The 16637-nt window shown below is 57.4% G+C and carries 14 protein-coding genes and 1 pseudogene; 1 reads left to right on the top strand and 14 read right to left on the bottom strand.

What is annotated here, in order from left to right; translation table 11 throughout:
* Nucleotides 1–32: 32 nt before the first annotated feature.
* From PWP93_RS28110 to PWP93_RS28050, 13 genes are all read right to left on the bottom strand, one after another.
* Nucleotides 33–713: a c-type cytochrome gene (locus PWP93_RS28110; RefSeq protein WP_421046918.1), complete on the bottom strand. Its 681-nt coding sequence runs from the start codon at nucleotides 711–713 to the stop codon at nucleotides 33–35.
* Nucleotides 714–2210, bottom strand: a complete 1497-nt coding sequence (locus tag PWP93_RS28105; protein ID WP_421047017.1) for a flavin monoamine oxidase family protein — start codon at nucleotides 2208–2210, stop codon at nucleotides 714–716.
* A 366-nt stretch (nucleotides 2211–2576) separates the two neighbouring features.
* Nucleotides 2577–3236 (bottom strand): hypothetical protein, encoded by a 660-nt coding sequence (locus tag PWP93_RS28100; protein WP_421046917.1) that lies wholly within the window; start codon nucleotides 3234–3236, stop codon nucleotides 2577–2579.
* Nucleotides 3237–3384: 148 nt separating this feature from the next.
* Entirely contained in the window at nucleotides 3385–4329 is a 945-nt protein-coding gene (locus PWP93_RS28095; protein WP_421046916.1) for an electron transfer flavoprotein subunit alpha/FixB family protein, read from the bottom strand.
* A gap of 15 nt (nucleotides 4330–4344) precedes the next feature.
* Nucleotides 4345–5094 carry an electron transfer flavoprotein subunit beta/FixA family protein gene (locus PWP93_RS28090; RefSeq protein ID WP_421046915.1) on the bottom strand — a complete coding sequence of 250 codons (750 nt, stop codon included), beginning with the start codon at nucleotides 5092–5094 and terminating at the stop codon, nucleotides 4345–4347.
* A 142-nt stretch (nucleotides 5095–5236) separates the two neighbouring features.
* Nucleotides 5237–6526: an acyl-CoA dehydrogenase family protein gene (locus PWP93_RS28085; RefSeq protein WP_421046914.1), complete on the bottom strand. Its 1290-nt coding sequence runs from the start codon at nucleotides 6524–6526 to the stop codon at nucleotides 5237–5239.
* A gap of 520 nt (nucleotides 6527–7046) precedes the next feature.
* Nucleotides 7047–8288, bottom strand: coding sequence for a thiolase family protein (locus PWP93_RS28080; protein ID WP_421046913.1), 1242 nt, complete (start codon nucleotides 8286–8288; stop codon nucleotides 7047–7049).
* Nucleotides 8289–8304: 16 nt separating this feature from the next.
* A complete protein-coding gene (locus PWP93_RS28075) occupies nucleotides 8305–9858 on the bottom strand; it encodes a class I adenylate-forming enzyme family protein (RefSeq protein ID WP_421046912.1) in 1554 nt (517 codons plus the stop codon).
* Nucleotides 9859–10113, bottom strand: coding sequence for a hypothetical protein (locus PWP93_RS28070; RefSeq protein WP_421046911.1), 255 nt, complete (start codon nucleotides 10111–10113; stop codon nucleotides 9859–9861).
* 120 nt (nucleotides 10114–10233) lie between these two features.
* A complete protein-coding gene (locus tag PWP93_RS28065; protein ID WP_421047016.1) occupies nucleotides 10234–11364 on the bottom strand; it encodes a saccharopine dehydrogenase family protein in 1131 nt (376 codons plus the stop codon).
* A gap of 118 nt (nucleotides 11365–11482) precedes the next feature.
* On the bottom strand, nucleotides 11483–12850 hold the full coding sequence (locus PWP93_RS28060; RefSeq protein ID WP_421046910.1) for a DUF1329 domain-containing protein: 1368 nt from the start codon (nucleotides 12848–12850) through the stop codon (nucleotides 11483–11485).
* A gap of 77 nt (nucleotides 12851–12927) precedes the next feature.
* A complete protein-coding gene (locus PWP93_RS28055; RefSeq protein ID WP_421046909.1) occupies nucleotides 12928–13341 on the bottom strand; it encodes a RidA family protein in 414 nt (137 codons plus the stop codon).
* Nucleotides 13342–13400: 59 nt separating this feature from the next.
* A complete protein-coding gene (locus PWP93_RS28050; protein ID WP_421046908.1) occupies nucleotides 13401–14282 on the bottom strand; it encodes a phytanoyl-CoA dioxygenase family protein in 882 nt (293 codons plus the stop codon).
* Between the two features lie 574 nt (nucleotides 14283–14856).
* Between PWP93_RS28050 and PWP93_RS28045 the strand changes: the two genes are divergently transcribed.
* On the top strand, nucleotides 14857–16296 hold the full coding sequence (locus tag PWP93_RS28045) for a TetR family transcriptional regulator (RefSeq protein WP_421046907.1): 1440 nt from the start codon (nucleotides 14857–14859) through the stop codon (nucleotides 16294–16296).
* A 49-nt stretch (nucleotides 16297–16345) separates the two neighbouring features.
* Here the strand turns inward: PWP93_RS28045 and PWP93_RS28040 are convergent.
* A pseudogene (locus PWP93_RS28040) lies at nucleotides 16346–16616 on the bottom strand (IS3 family transposase); the annotation flags it as partial.
* Between the last annotated feature and the right edge of the window lie 21 nt (nucleotides 16617–16637).

Below are 16637 nucleotides of genomic sequence, written 5' to 3'. Positions count from 1 at the left end.
CGAGCCTTCACGACTCTGTCTCACCTGGCAAACTACTGTGCGGCGATACCCCCCTGACCCGGCGACACCCTGGCCAAGTATCGAGCTACGGCAGAAATGTCTCCGCTCGACAGCGTTGCTGCGACGCCGTTCATCGCACCAGTCGGGTCATGACGTTCACCGGACTTGAACGCCGCTAGTTGAGCCACAAGATAGGCCTCGCCTTGTCCACCAAGCCGTGGCGCCAGGTCTTTGCCCATCAGCTGCGGCCCATGGCAGGCTTGACAGCTCCTGGCTTGAACCAGTGACAGACCTCGCCGTTCGAGCGCTGCATCGGCGGGCGCATCCTCGTTTCGAGTCGGTACTTGCCTGGCGAAGTAGGCGGCCAGTGAATCGATCTGCGCGTCAGTCAGATTCTTCGCGAGTGGCACCATATATGGGCTCTGACGCTGCCCCATAGCAAACGCATGCAGTTGTGCGGCCACATACGCCTGCGGTTGGCCAGCTAACGCCGGATACGACGTATTGAGCGACTGCCCGTGCGCTCCGTGACAAAAGAAGCAGGTCTCTTGCGGCTGTGGCCAGGGACCGGCGTCGGCTTTGTTCGATATGCTGATCTGGGACATGGCTTTCTCGAAGCGCATGCCGTCCAGCAGGTCGGGCCCATAGAGTGCAGCCGCGCCGATGGCGCCCGCAACCGCCACGACGGCAATGATGATCAAGGTACGTTTCATTTATACCCCCTCGCTGTGTTGTGCGAGGGCTGCCAGCGCCTGCAATGCCGCCCGGTGACCTGAGCGCACCGCACCGTCCATTGCACCGGCCCAAAGGTCGGCAGTCTCGGTTCCCGACCAGATCAACCGACCTACCGATGGGTGAAGGAACTTGCCCCATTTCGTCCAGAAGCCGGGAGGTATGGGATGGATGCATTGCAACGTCCATGGATCGACTCGACCCCAGTCAAAATCGTGGAACTGCGTCGGGCGCAGCGCTTTGTCCCCGAATGACTGGGCATAGATCGCCGACAGCATCCGCTCGGCAGCTTTGGGATCGCCGGGGACCGAGCCAGGTGGCACGAATGCGCTGATCACGCCAACCGATGCATCTGGCGGGGAGTTGTCATAGGCCATGTAGACTGGCCCGCCGACCTGGAAGATCTGTCCATTCAGTCCGTCATCGCGCCAGAACGGCCGGTCATAGACATGCACCGTCTTGCGCATTGGGGCATTCGTGGGCCAACGCTGTTGCAATTGCACACGGCCATCGGGCAAGGGAGGATCGAAAGCGATCTGGTTGCAAAGCGCCGGATTCAACGCAATGACCACCTGGCGCGCACGCACTACACCTTGATCGGTGTTCAACTCAACAATCTCGCGCTCCCAGCCGGTGATCTTACGCACGGGGCACGACAGCCGGACCTTGCTACCAAGCTCGTCCGCCATCTTGATGCTGAGAACCTGGGAACCGCCAACAAAGCGCGTTTCCTGCGCGCCGTCCTTGATGGATTCGAGTCGGGCGCGGCTGTTGCCCGCACTATTGATCGCCGCCAGATACTGCAACAGCCCAAGCTGCGCCGGTGCCCCGCCAAGCGACAGCTTTGCCGCGATACCAAGGAAATACCCATCCTCAGAATTCACACCTTGTTGCAGCAACCAATCACCGAACGACAACTTGTCGAGCTCAGCCGCGTTCTTGGCTTTCCAGGGTGCGGCGGCCGGCACGCCGCGAGCCAGTTCGTCAAGTTTGGCAGCAATCGCGTCGTCGCCACCGCTGGTACCATGGAGGTCCTGAGTCACCCGGACGTCCCCCGCCAGAATGACAGTCTTGCCCGCGTAGAAGGTTGGGAACGTCTCGACCTCGAGCTCGCGCGTCAGGTCAGCAATCGCTGTCTGACCAGGGCCGATCCACTGGCCGCCAGCTTCGGACACAACACCGTGACCCAGGTCCTGGTTGTACGTGCGCCCACCAACGCGATTGCGCGCTTCCAGTACCACGAAGGACTGGCAACCCGCCCGTTGCAGGTCACGTGCCGCTGTCAGGCCCGCCAGGCCTGCGCCGATGATGGCGACGTCAAGAACACCTTCCGACTTCTGCGCAGGTGCAGCGATGCTGGCATTTGCCGGCTTGGCGCCGAAAACCAGACTACCCGCCGCAGCCGTGGCACCAGCGTATTTGAGCCATTGCCTGCGCTGCAGGTTGGCTGAAGCATCTGAGGGAGATTTCTTTATCATGTTGTTTCCGTGACTGCCATGAGCAATCCAGGTGGTCAAAAAGAATCCTGGACTTGTTGAAGCCAATGATGGCCGCACATTGACCCTCCAGCGTCGGAACAACGTCGGGACCCCATAGCCGCATGCAAAAGCGTCTCGCCGACAAAAGGGTTCTGCACATGCTCGGTGTCCGCGATGGACGCGCCGTTGGCAGTCGCTTCACCGCATGCAGCCACGACCTCGTCTACGACCTGCTGTACCGCGGCCACAGTTCCATCCCGGCCATTCACATCGCAAGAAAGCCGGCCATCGCCCCACGCTCTTTCGCTGATCTCACGTTGCATCAGTTGTTTGCGCGGAAAATTCCCGGCGCTATTTCGGTGAAACTTATGCCGCCACCGCCGCCCAACGTCCTTGCCCACGCTCTAACGCACAATATGAGTAATAGATAGCAACTTCAAAATATGACCAAACTAGCAAAGCGAGAGTGAAAAAATTAAACACAACATTCGTTTCTTCTCCGGGTATTTTATAGAAATCATAAACTCCGGCAATAATAGATGAGGAAACAATTCCCAATGTCAACATCACGACATTAAGAGCCTCACCAATCTCAAGCAATCGCTTTACGATATAACACAAGTAGATCATCATTACCCCCCACATAATCAAATAAAAATAAGGCAGGGGCTTGGCCAGAAAATCAAAATTGACAATGAAAATTGTCCCTGTGATGGAGATCATGAACAGAAAAATCTCCTGCCGCACCGACGGCTTGTAATTATGTGTGACAGCCATCAAGCCCGCCACACCTACAACTGGAACACCAAAGCCTCTGGAAAACGCATCAAAAAAATGCGCAATTGAATAAAGAGTCGGAGAACCGGTTATATTGAATATCAGAAAATTTGTTGCCGATGTGCTCAGAATAAAAAACTCCAGGCCAAGGAGATGATTTTTCCTTTTAATGAATTTTGCACCAAAAACAAGCCCACTTGCCGCCAGAACCAGGCAAGAAAAACAAAGAACACCAGTTCGAAGATCCATGATTTTCGCCTAATCGACTATGCAGATTTATAACCACTTCCCGTTCCGTAAAATGCTTGCAAGAGAATTATCTGCGACCTCGCGCTCTTCCAGCGACATGAAAAAGGCACGCGGCCATCGCATCTTCCACAGCAAGCCCGGTATACAATCAGATCGCCATCGTCAACTCAGGGACCACCTTGAACAGATCACCGACAAGACCGTAGTCCGCCACGCTGAAAATTGGAGCTTCCTGATCCGTATTGATTGCGACGATTACTTTCGAATCCTTCATGCCGGCCAGGTGCTGAATGGCTCCCGATATACCGACCGCGATGTATAGCTGTGGCGCGACGATCTTGCCGGTCTGACCCACCTGGTAGTCGTTCGGTGCGAAACCTGCATCCACTGCCGCACGCGACGCGCCGAGCGCCGCCTTCAGCTTGTCCGCGAGCGGCTCCAGCACTGTCTTGTAGTTCTCCCCACTACCGAGTCCGCGGCCTCCAGACACAATAGTCTTTGCGCTCGTCAGTTCCGGACGCTCGAGTCTCGTCACTGCGCGGCTCACGAACTGCGACACGCCGGCATCGGGCGCAGCTTCGATCTTCTCAATGGCTGCGCAGCCGCCTTCGTTTCCCACCGCGTCGAAGCCCGTGGAGCGTACTGTGATCACCTTGATGGGATCCAATGATTGAACTGTCGCAATCGCATTGCCTGCGTAGATCGGGCGCTCGAATGTATCGGCACTCTCAACTGCCGTGATGTCCGAAATCTGGGCGACGTCGAGCTTCGCTGCAATACGCGGTGCAATATTCTTCCCATATGCGGTCGCCGGCACGAAGATGTGCGAATAACTCGCCGCAAGATTCAGCGTGGTTGCAGCAATATTCTCCGCGAGGCCGTCGACGAGTTGCGGCGCGTCGGCCACAAGCACTTTCTCTACCCCAGGGAGCTTCGCTGCTGCATCCGCCACATCGCCCACATCGTGGCCCGCCACCAGCACATGAATGTCCGCTCCCGAGAGGGTTGCAACAATGGCCGCTGCCGCAACCGTATTCAACGTAGCAGTCCTGATTGATACATTATCGTGTTCGGCGATTACCAGAATCTTCATTTCCATTCGCTCCCTTTACAGCACCTTCGCTTCGATCTTCATTTTCTCGATCAGCGTATTCACGTCCGGAACCATCACACCGGGCGCGCGCCTCGGCGGCTCGCTTACCTTCAGCGTTTTCAGACGCGGCGTCACATCGATGCTGAAATCTTCCACCTTGACTATATCCAGTGGCTTCTTCTTCGCCTTCATGATGTTAGGCAGCGTCACATAACGCGGCTCGTTCAGGCGAAGATCCGTAGTCACAATGGCCGGCAGCGTCAGCGACAGTGTTTCCGTCCCGCCATCCACTTCGCGCGCGACAATTGCCTTGCCATCTGCGATCGTCAGCTTCGCGGCATACGTTGCCTGCGGCAGATCTGCCAATGCAGCCAGCATCTGGCCGGTCTGATTCGAGTCGTCATCGATGGCCTGCTTGCCAAGGATCACGAGCTGTGCCTGCTCCTTGTCGGCAAGCGCCCTCAGAATCTTTGCCACTGCCAACGGTTCAATACCGTCGTTCGATTCCACGAGAATGGCGCGATCGGCACCGATCGCCAAGGCGGTCCGCAGTGTCTCCTGACAAGCGCTCGTTCCGCATGACACAACGATCACTTCCGTCGCAGCCCCTGCCTCCTTCAGACGCACGGCCTCCTCGACGGCAATTTCGTCGAAAGGATTAGCGCTCATTTTGACGTTCGAAAGATCAACGCCTGATTCATCTGCCCTGACGCGAATCTTCACATTTGCATCTACGACACGCTTTACCGCTACCAGTACTTTCATTACACTTTCCGCCTCAATCTTTGATTCCAGGTGCCCGCCCGCCGCCGCAATCACTCGATCGGCCGTCCATGTCCGCTCGAGTTGAAGGAAGCGTGGGGGATGCGCACCGCCAGCGCAGCGCGGCCCGCATCCACGACGGCGCCTATTGCTTGCCCCACCCGTTCTGGTAGAGCTGGCTCGCCAGCAGACCCAGACGCGTCGTCGCAATGTAGTTCTCACCGTCCTCGATCAACGCGGAGCGTACGTCGCGGAACAGCTTCTCGATCGGAAACTCGCGCGTGGTGCCATTAGCGCCAAACAGTTGAAATGCCTCGTGCACGATCTTCATTGCTTCTTCGGTCACGCTCACTTTACCCATGGCGGTCACATACGGGTGGGCCCGTGGCGATATCCGCGAGAACGCGAGGGTGCGGCGCGCGATCGCACGCGCCGTCTCCAGCCGGCGCACCATCTCACCGATGCGGAACTGTGTCAGTTGGTGATCTATTAGCGACGCACCGCCCTGTTTGCGCTCGTTGCAATACTCGAGCGCCAGTTCGAGAGCGGCACGCGCCGTGCCGACAAACACCTGGCACATGTGCGTGCCGGCGTACGACCATGCCGAAGTGAGGTTGCCGAGATACTCGTCTTTCAGCGCAATCGCAAAGCGCTTCGGTACCTTCACGTTATCGAAATAGATCTCACCTTGCGGCAGCGAACGCTGACCGATCTTGTCGAGCGGCTTGCCGCGCGAAATTCCCGGCAGATCCAACGGAATAATCATGCCGATACCATTGGTCATGCTGCTCTGCTCGCCGGTACCGTAGAAACCGTCACCATAGTCTGCCGCCATATAAGCGAGGCCCACCTGCGCCACGGTCCCGTTCGATACCCACGACGAATACTGCCCGTTGATAACGATCTCGTCGGCTCCCACCTTCGCGGTAATGTTGCCCACCGATTGTTTGCCATGTGCGCTAAGCTCTCCGCGACACAGGATCGCGGAATCCGTACCGCGGTCCGGCTGCGTGTTCATCCAGCAGCCGATCTTGTTCGTGCACATATCGATCAGTTCCTGATTGCCCACCGAGTGCGCCATCAACAACGGCATCATTGTCACGCCCATCGAGACAGCAATACCCGAATCGCCCCAGCCCAACTCTTCTCCGATGAGCGACTCGATTCGGACAGCAACCTCGGGCGGAAACTGGGCGATCAACTGAGGATCAAGCCCCAGCTTTGCGCTCTCGGCAATGGCGGTCCAGAATGGCGACCCGGCAGCGATTACATCCTCAGGCTTCATGCGGTCGAGTTCCCGACCAATAGGACGTAGCACGTCGCGCGCGAAACGATGAACGGTGCTCTGAATTGCGGCTTCCTCTTCGCTCAAAGGCGTTTCGAAACCGCTCATTCCGACCAACGGCAACGCAACCGACTTGTGCAGACGAATCATTTCGATGCTCCTATCTTGGGCACACGCCAACTGGATTTATGGAGGCCCAGCGCTTGTAATTAATTTTCTTGACAAATGAGCTGATCAGCTTTATCGAGCCAATCGCCCTCGTGTATCAATGTACGCCTCTATGACCTAATCATAACGCCACGATGACCTACAATCAAGAAACAGAAAGCTAGGGAAAACGCCAACCTTCGCGACGACGACGTTCCTGGTATGGAATGCCCGCATTTGTCCTGTGCTTCTTCTGGTCACACGGAAGTCGACAACGAGCCGACGCCGGCTTCCGTCGCGATCTTCATAGCGGATCAGGTCAAGCGCAGTAGTTCACAATGATGTCTTCTATCTACACCAAGGTGACCTATGATTCGGTGCGTCGATGTAAGCACCAGGAGAGAATTGAGTTCAACGTATTGGGAAAATAGTGCCCAATATCGGACCGCATTCTTTGAATAGCCGATACTGCAGCGTCACAATCACAAGCCGCACAGCGGCCGGACCGCGGCCGCTGCTTCCATCAATCTTTGCTCAGGATGTGAATCGCAAGCGCGGCTTCCTCGATGCTCAGGAATCCGCCGCCGTTCTCTTGAATCGCATGCCGTGCACCCTGTACTTGACGTGCGCCAGCCTCCCCGCGTAACTGAGTGACCAGCTCGTACAGTTGGCCGATGCCCGTCGCGCCGAGCGGATGACCTTTAGATTCGAGGCCGCCCGACGTGTTGAGCGGAATTCGCCCACCGATCGTAAACTCGCCGCGCTCAGCAGCGGGACCGCCTTCGCCCAACCGCACGAGGCCGAGGTTTTCGGCCTGAATGATCTCCCCCATTGCCGAAGCATCGTGAAGCTCGGCAACATCGATGTCTTCGGGGCTCAGGCCGGCCTGCTCGTACGCCTGAAGTGCGGCAAGACGGCCAATGTTCTTCTCCGGTTCGTCGATACGCCGAGGGGTGGAGCTGCGAATTACGCTTGCCGCGACCCGGATACTGCGGCTGCGATCGGCACCGATGCGTCGCAAGCCTTCCTCGGTACACAAGATGGCGGCGGCCGCACCGTCCGTGACAGGCGCGCACATGGGTAACGTGATGGGATATGTGATCGGCGGCGCTGAGAGTACCTCCTCGATCGTAAATGGCTTTCGGAACTGTGACAGCGGGTTATGCACCGAGTGTCCGTGGTTCTTCGCAGAGACCGCGGCGATCTGACGTTGCGTCGTGCCGTACGTCTTCATGTGATACCGGCACAACGCGGCATAAATCGCCATAAAGCGGCTGTAGGGCCGGTCAGACTCCGAGCCGGGCGGAGGCACGATGCCATCTCCCAGTTTCGTCAACGCCGCAAAGTTCTCATCGACCCTCGATACATCCCAGCCCGTCTCGAACAGTGCAAACGTCCTCGACTTGTCCTCGACGTTCATCTTTTCTGCACCGAGCGCAAGCGCAACATCGCTGCCGCCTGCACGCAGATGCTGTATCGCCAGGTGTACCGCAGTACTGCCACTCGCGCAGGCATTCTCAAGATTGAACACCGGAATCCCTGAGATCCCGATCTTGCTGAGTACAACCTGACCCGGAATCGACAACTGACCCTGCAGCATGCCGTTGGTGACGCCCGAGTAGTAAGCCGCGCCGATCACGTCGGCACCGCAGCCGGCATCTTTCAACGCACCGCGCAGCACCTCCCCCGCCAGATCGTCGACGCTACGTTCGAGGTGCCTGCCGAACACCGTCATGCAGATGCCGGCAATGTAGATGTTGCTCATTCGTTTATCACTCTCGTCAGATCTTGCGTTGCAGGCCTTGCCAGTACTGCTCGCGCAGGTCCTTCTTCAGCACCTTGCCGACGACGCTGCGTGGCAGCGCGCCCACGAATTCCACGCTCTTCGGCGCTTTGACCGCACCGAGCCTCTCCTTGCACAGCGCAACGAGTTCCTCGGCACTCACCGTCTGGCCCACATTGAGCTCCACGACTGCCTTTACCGCCTCGCCCCACTTCTCGTCGGGTACGCCGATCACCGCGCAATCCTGCACCGCAGGATGCGCCCAGATGACCTGCTCGACTTCGCTCGGGTAGACGTTGAAGCCGCCGCTGATGATCATGTCCTTCTTGCGGTCGGTGATGTGAAGATAGCCCTCGGCATCGAGATGGCCGATGTCACCGGTATGCAGCCAACCATCAACGATGGTTTCGGCGGTCTTTTCCGGGGCCTTGTAGTAGCCCTTCATGATGAGGTCGCCACGCACGCAGATTTCACCAGTCTCGCCTTGCGGCAGCGGCTCACCCTGATCGTTCATGATCTCGACACGGATCAGCGGGTTCGGACGGCCCACCGAAGATAGCCGTTCATCGGACGCGATCCCGCCATCAACAAAATGCTCGTCCGGCGCCATGTTGGAAATCGACGCCGCGGCTTCGGTCTGCCCGTAACCACCGGCCATGACCGGGCCGAACACCTCGATCGCGCGCTTGAGCTTTTCCACCGACATCGGCGCAGCGCCGTAGAGAAAGTACTTGAGCGACGAGAAGTCCTGCTGCTCGATGCCCGGAATGTCGAGCAGACGGTAGATGACCGTCGGTGGCAGGAAAAATTCGGTGACGCGGTGCCTGGCGATGGCGTCCAACAGCAGCGCGGGATCCGGCTTCGGCAGCACAACCACCGTGCCGCCGCGCGCCGTGCACGGAAGCGACATCATCCCCGCGGTATGCGTCATTGGGGCAGCGGCGAGATTCACTGGGCGCTGCGTGCCATACGGGAACGCGATCATGAATTGCGCGAAGTAGGTCTGAAACGCGCGATGCGTGTTCATCACGCCTTTAGGCGCGCCCGTCGTGCCTCCGGTGGCCGACAGCGTGACGATGTCATCCATGTCGTAATCGACGCGCGGCATGGTCGACGATTGACCGGCGCTCCAATCTTCAAGCGACGGCGCCCACGGCAAATCACCGTCAATGCACACCCAGAGCTTGACCTTCGGCAAACGGTGACGCAGCGCTTCGACCGCAGGTGCGAGGGCCTTCTGAAAGAACAGCGCTTCGCAGTCGAAGGCATCGAGCACGTGCTGGTTCTCGGCCGGTGCGTTGCGCCCGTTGACGGGGATATACACCATGCCGGCACGCCACATGCCGAGTCCGCAGCCCCAGGCGATCACGTCGTTGTCTGCCCAGACTGCGGCCTTCGCTTCCTTTTCGAACCCTGCAGCGAGCAGCCCATTGGCGACTCGGCACGAAAGCTCACCGATCTCCTGGAAGGAGAAGCTGCGTTCGCCCTGGATATAAGCGATGCCGTGAGGGTTGATGCGCCATCCACGGTCAAAAAAATCAATGATTGCCATTTACATTTTCCCTGGGATCCACTGCGGGCCGATGACGGGGCTGCCCATGCCTTCCGTGTATAGGTCGAACCAGTCCGTGCGGCGGCCCTGCTTGAATGAGTCGGAGTTGCCCCCGCTACCGGTGCCGGTATCCGCGCGCGCATGCTTCGTGAATCGATCGAATGCGCCAACGCGATCGCCCTGCACGCATGGATGGGCTTCCACCAGCCCAGCCACGACGATCGCCGTTGCAATACCAATGCGCTTGAGTTGCATGGAGCACCCCTTCTACAACCGATTCTCGGCGCAACTCCCAACAGAAGCCGTGCGGAGCGTGCTCTGGTGAGTGTTCCGATACGGCCCGACGACTGGGTCAAGGCCGCACGGCTGTTACTGTTACAGCTGCGAGATCGTGGCGCGCGCCAACCCCCGCTGTTCGAGGAAACCAAGCAGGTAGCGGTGTCCGAACGCCTTCGAGCCGGACGCGAAACCGACCCTGGCAGTGTCGCCGTCCAGAAGCTTGGCGACAGCGGCAGCATGAATGGCGCCAGTGGAGATATATGGCGTGACGCCGTGCAGCGTCGCACGCACCGAAGACATCTGTCCACGGCCGATAGCGAAGTCAACAGTGCGTTGAATCGTCGTACGTTCTCGTGGCGGCATCGTCGGCGTAGTCGAATCGACGACCTGCTTCAGGATCGCATCCTGCTGCTCTCGCGGCAGATCGTTGTACTCGGCATGCCATTTCTGCTCGAACGCGTGCACGGCTTGCATCACATTGTTGTCGTAGAAGCCGACGCACGAAATGCAGCTACGCACGCGCGGATCCCGCTCGAAGTAGATGGGCAGTGACGTACCACCCCAAGGCAGCGAGAACACCGGTTGCATGAAAGCAGGATCAACGACATTAAACGACGCTTGCGGAGCGTGCGGCACCAGCTTCTTCTCCCACAAGTAACACTGTTCGTTCCGGGCGCCCTCGAAGATCGTCGCGGCCGAGCCCACGCTCACCCCTGCCGTTTCACGCGGTCCGCGACACAACGTGGCAGTCTCGAGTGCGTCGACACCCGGCGTCTCGAGCGCCAACTCGGCGGCAATTTCGGCGAAGGTGTACATGTACGCATTCGAAGGGGACACGAGCAAGCCTGCCTGCCGATACAGCTCCCCAAATTGATCACGCACCTGGCGGATGTAGATCTGCTCGCCCGTGGTATCGAGGTGATGGCAGCCTGCCTTCAGCGCGGCTTCTACGCCAACGAGGCCAAAATTGGAAAACGGCCCAACGGTGTTGCACACAACCTGCGCGCCGCGAAACGCTGCGACAAGTGAGTCGACGTTGTGTTCGGCTTCGATGATCTCGTACGTCGCCGACTCCAGGCGCACGACGCGCTGTGCCATCATTTCCTTCGCGCGAGCTGCGTTGCGAGCGACCGCAGTAAACGGAATGCTTTGATCGATCAACCAGTCCATGATCAGCATGCCGGTGTAACCACTTGCGCCATAGATGACGACTGGGTGCTTTGCCACGATTTGTCTCCTGATAATACGGTTGTAAAGCGGTGAATCTCTCAGTCCTGATTCGCTGCCTTGATTGGCTGACATGTGCCTCAGGCAAACATGAGCGTTCCTTCTTGATCAACAGGCCTTAGCGCTCACTGACCGACCTCAGAGATTCCGCAGTGTAAAAATCCGAATTGAATCGAGGATCAGTGATCTCTTTGTACCAGCGGACGTCCTTTTTCTGACCAATCGACGACATATCGGCGACGTAACGGCCGCCAATCAAGTCATATTGCACAAACGGCTCGTTATCGCAGCTTCCGCCCAGCTCATACACTGGAATCGGATAGCTTTCTCGCACCTTCCACAGCTTGCCCTGCGCGTCGTAGTCCTCACCTACGAGTGCGAGCCAGCTGTCCTCATCCAGATAGAACACCTTCTTCGAATCGACGTGGCGCGCAGTGGGCTTGACCGTCGCCTCAACAACCCAGACCCGATGTACCTCGTATCGTCGATTTGCGGAGGCAAGACCATCGGGGGTCAGCGCATCATGCAGATTCTCGTTGAACTTGTACATGCCGAAGGAGTTGTACGGCACGATCATTTCGCGCTTTCCGACAAGCTTCCAATTGAACCGATCGATGGAGCCGTAGAACATATTGGCCTCGTCAACCAGGTATTGGTTTTCAAAGCCAATCGCTGGGGCATCATGCGTGTAGGCAGGCATCCGCCGGACGCGGCGTTGCCCAGGGAAGTAGTAGTATGTTTCGGCATCCTTATCGTAATACTGGCGCTGTACAAATGCCTGGCCAGCCAGCGCAGCGGGCGAGTTGATCTGGTAAAAGCTGCCCTGAGCCAATTGGTCGACTTCTTGCGGGGTGCGCTGCCCTAATTTTCCTGTCGGAAAATATTCACTTGCCGAGCTGACAGCATCGATCCATTCAGTACTGCCCGCCCGGGGAGAAACAGTGGTGACCACAATGGGCCAATCGATGCCTTCGCCGCGATATCGCAGCTCGTAATTCAGGATCGCTTCGGCGCCACTCTTCGGCTGCGGAAACGGCACCCCTGGAAGGGCCGCCGTCTGCACCGTTTCTCCGGTTGGATCAAGCTTAGCCGCCGTCAGATTTGACTGCGAATTTTGTGCAGCTACTTCAGGCAATTGGCATTCCCGATGCGACGGGTAGACATCCATCCGATAGCCTTTTTTCTGCTTGATCAGCTGGATCTGGCCCGGCGAGAGTAGCTGTGCATACTTGTCGACATTCGTCGCATCGATTGAATAGAGGGGCTTCTCGTTCCGGTGTTTCCAGAAATCTCCGCGGAACTTTCCGTACTCCCAACCGGAATCAGCCGACTGCTCTCCGGTATAGGCCGGCACCAGGCCATCCTTGCTTCCCGCGCGTTCTGCCCCCTCTGGCGTCAGGGTATCCGCAGCGACAGCTGTCCCGATCGTCAACGATGCAGCAAGCGCGGCAGTCAACACAACTACGATTTTGTGCGTCTTCATCATAGGTTCCTGTTCAACTTCTGCCTTCAAATCACGGGCGTATAAGGCATGCCCGTCTTCATGCCGTCAGTTTCCGGTGCTTAGCCTTCACCAGACCCCGCAACAGCTACCGCGCGAATCTCGACGCATAACTCAGGAAGGCCCAATTGCGTCACTCCAACCGCAGTCCACGACGGATAAGGGTGCGGGAAGTACTCGTCCTTGACGGCCTGGAACGCCTCCATTTCGCCCCGCAGGTCCGTATGGAAGGTCGTCAGTTCGACCACGTCAGCCAGACTTGCCCCGGCTGAATCGAGAATGGCTTTCAAGGACTCGAAGGCGATCCTGGCCTGCGCCTGCATGTCTTCGCCCGCCTTCATTTCGGCAGTGAGTCCGACTTGGCCTGAAACCCAGATGATGTCTCCGACGCGAGTTGCCGGGGTGAAATGAAAACTGTCGTGCCACGCCTGGAACGAGGGCGGAACGATAGACTGTCGTTTTGTAAACGTCTCCATAATTAGTTATCCTTTTCAATCCAGTGTCGGCCAGAACGCTCAAAGTCTGGGTCACTGATTTACGGAATCAAGCCGACTTCCTTGAAGCCCTCCAGCTTGAGCAACTCAAGCGGATCCACGATCTTGCCGCCGATTTCAACCCAACCCAGGAACGTTTCTCCCCTCGACCATCCCAGAAGACGCTGGACTTCCTCAGGAAAGGCTTTTACTTTCTCAATGGGAACCGAAAGATACTGATTCTCTTCTTGCCGCAAAAACGACAGATCGTAGGGCATCGAGATGCCAGTGCGCGGTCCATTCGAAGTATTCTCGCCGCCACCGTGGTATGTCGAGCCAAGCCACATGAGCGCGTCGCCCGCGCTCATTTCCGCGGAAACCGTCTCCTCAACCCTCGGCATCCTTTCGTCATCCCATTTGTGGCTGCCGGGGATGACCCGCGTCGCGCCGTTCTCATGGGTAAATTCGGTCAGCGCCACCATCACATTGACGCGGGCCTCCCGCTCAAAGGTCGGATGGCGCCAGAGATAGACAGCATCATCGCGATGCAAAGGCTGTCCAGGCTGACCAGGCCAGATCTGGATAGCCTGGGTGGCGCCAACCTGGATGTCCGACACGCTCTCGAGCATCTGATCTCCGAGCCAAATCTTGACTGGATTCACCTGCAAGATCTTGCGGGCGGTCTCGAGAAACAGCGGATTCAGCGCAATGGAAACTGCGTGATCCGTGCGTCCGAAAAGCCGCGAGAGACGGCGCGTTTTTTCCCCGTGAAAAAATGGGTCGTCGCCAGCCGGAATCTGGTCTAGAAGGGGCATCAGATCCTCCTTCAAGCCGCTGAGTGTTTCTGGCGATGCAAAGCCAGTTACGCAGACAACCCCATCCTCACTCAGGACAGCGGCGATTTCATCGGGTGACGCTGTGTTGGACAGCTTACGGATGCTCATGTCTTGACCTCTCAAAAAAATTAGACTGATTCAAATGCAAGGAAACCGGAAGACTTCACTTCAAGACGCCTTGCAGCAATCTCATAGGCGAGCCACTCTGGTCCGATCACGAACACGTCAACGTGCGGAGTCTCAAGGCAAGTCTCGCTGGCACAAACAGGCCAAGATCCTGGTACCTGATGAAACTACATACCAATGTGCCCAATGAGCCTCCCTCGCACGCAATTCAGCAGGGTCAGGCGAATCAGCCACATCAATAGTTGCGACATTACGACCTATCTACTACGCCTTATTGACCTAATTATAGCGCCACAATGACCTATCATCAAGAAGCCCGGTGGCAGGGAAAACACCAACTCGCAGCCGTACCCCTTCTTGGCGATAAGCCCCCATGTACTGCACGTCCTACAGGCCTGGTCTTTCGTCCGAGGTTGTCGCAAGGCAAGTGCAGACGTCACCTGCGGCCTCGATGCAAGGACGCATCAACCGTGCAAGTTCACGATGGTGTTTCCTCCTGCCGCCGGACCGACCTATAATCCCCGACAGGCTACTGTCAGTTTTAAGGAGAACCGACGTGCACGGAAAGGCGCCAGAACAAGAGACGCTTCACGAATCTGGGGGGACACGGTCCGATACCGGGCCGACCACGCGAGGCAACCGGGAACTACGCCTTGCGCAGATCATTCTTGCGGCTCAGCAAGCGTTTCAGGAGGATGGCTATGCGGGATTCGGGGCCCGCGGGGTAGCGGGACGCGTAGGCATCACACTGGGGAACCTTCAATACTACTTTCGAACGAAAGAAGAATTGTTGCGCGTGGCGCTGGAAACATACGTGCGCCAAATAGTGAAAGACCACTCGGCCATCGCAAACCAGTCGGGCGTTGGCCCGACGCGGCGTTGCTCCGAGCTGGTAGATCGCGTCTTTCACGACATTAACGAAACGGACATGCCAAAGTTCCTGCTTGAACTTTGGGCTTTCGCTCAGCATGAGCCTTATGCCGCAGAACTCGTTGAAGAGATGCATTCCGAATATCGGAGTAGCTTCGCGAAACTGCTGGCAGAAATTCATCCAACTCTAACCAACGAACAGCGGCTGGTGCGCGCATCCATTCTTGTCGTACAGATGGCAGGATTGGTGATAGCCAATCATTTCGGGAGAGACTCCGATAAGGACTTTACAGAATTCGTTCGCTTGACAAGACGCATCGCGAAAATGATTACGAGTTTGTCGCAGCAGGAACTGGAAGGTAGCGTCCCTTCTCATGATTCATCCAGACATCAGGCAAATAGCAAGGGCGGTGCACATAGCCGCGTCCTGGGATCTGAAGAGCACGTCAAACATGGATTGTTCGAGCTGAGCTTGCGACAAGCAGGACAAGATGCGCCCTATTACCGGCCCACAGTCCAGGGGAAACGTCGTGAGGTGAAGATCAACGAGATCATCTCTTCTGCCGCTAACCTTCTAGCGACAGAAGGGTACGCGAACTTTACGCTAGCGCGGGTGGCCGAGGAACTCGGCATTCCGCGATCTGCACTAAAAAACTACTTCCCAACGCACGAAGATCTGCTTCGCTCGACAATTGTCGCACTCGTCAACACGTATTTAGATCGCTATGCAGATATGGGCAGGCCCACCGGTAAACCAGCGATGGAACGACTGCGTGAAATCGTTGATGATGCTTTTGAAGAAGTACGTGACCCAAGAATTTGTCAATTCGAATTCGAATTGTTGGCGTTGGCACAACACTCAGACATCACGCTTGAACTCCTGAGGAGACTGTACACGGCCTATCGCGCGATCTATGTCGATCTGGTGCGCGAGATAGACGCGTCAGCCACCGCACGCGAATGCCATGCACGCGCGAGACTAATCGCTGCACAAATGGAGGGTGCGATAATTTTGATGTCCGGGTCCCGAAAGCAGCCGCCAGACGTAGACCGCGTTTTCGAGTTGATGAGAGCCATCACGATTCGCCTCGCACACGGAAACATTGCCGCGAAGGAGGCAGCGTAAGACTCGCGGCACCCGAGCGCCCTGTTGCGCCACTGCCAGTTGCGGCGAACGACAGGCCAAATTTGAGAAACACGTGTTCCGCCCTTTTGTCGCTATCCCTCCAGCCTTCCCGGAAAAGCATCACGTAGACGTGGGGTGCACCTTGATGCACCCCACGTCCGTGATCGCCTTGATGCGCATTTCCAGCGAGCGTCTGACTCGTAACAGCAAGCCGTTCCGGGCAGATTCAGCAACGCACAGGTTTGCCAGCGACTTGAGCCGAAACGCTATATCAGGTCTGTGATCAGTTCACAGAGGCGGGACGGATCTGGAGCTTGCTTCAACGCGTAGGCGTCGACCGC

The sequence above is a fragment of the Paraburkholderia sp. A1RI-2L genome (assembly GCF_048957375.1).
Taxonomy (GTDB): Bacteria; Pseudomonadota; Gammaproteobacteria; order Burkholderiales; family Burkholderiaceae; genus Paraburkholderia.
Note: the sequence above shows the minus strand (reverse complement) of the source record. Positions and strands in the feature narration are given on the sequence as shown.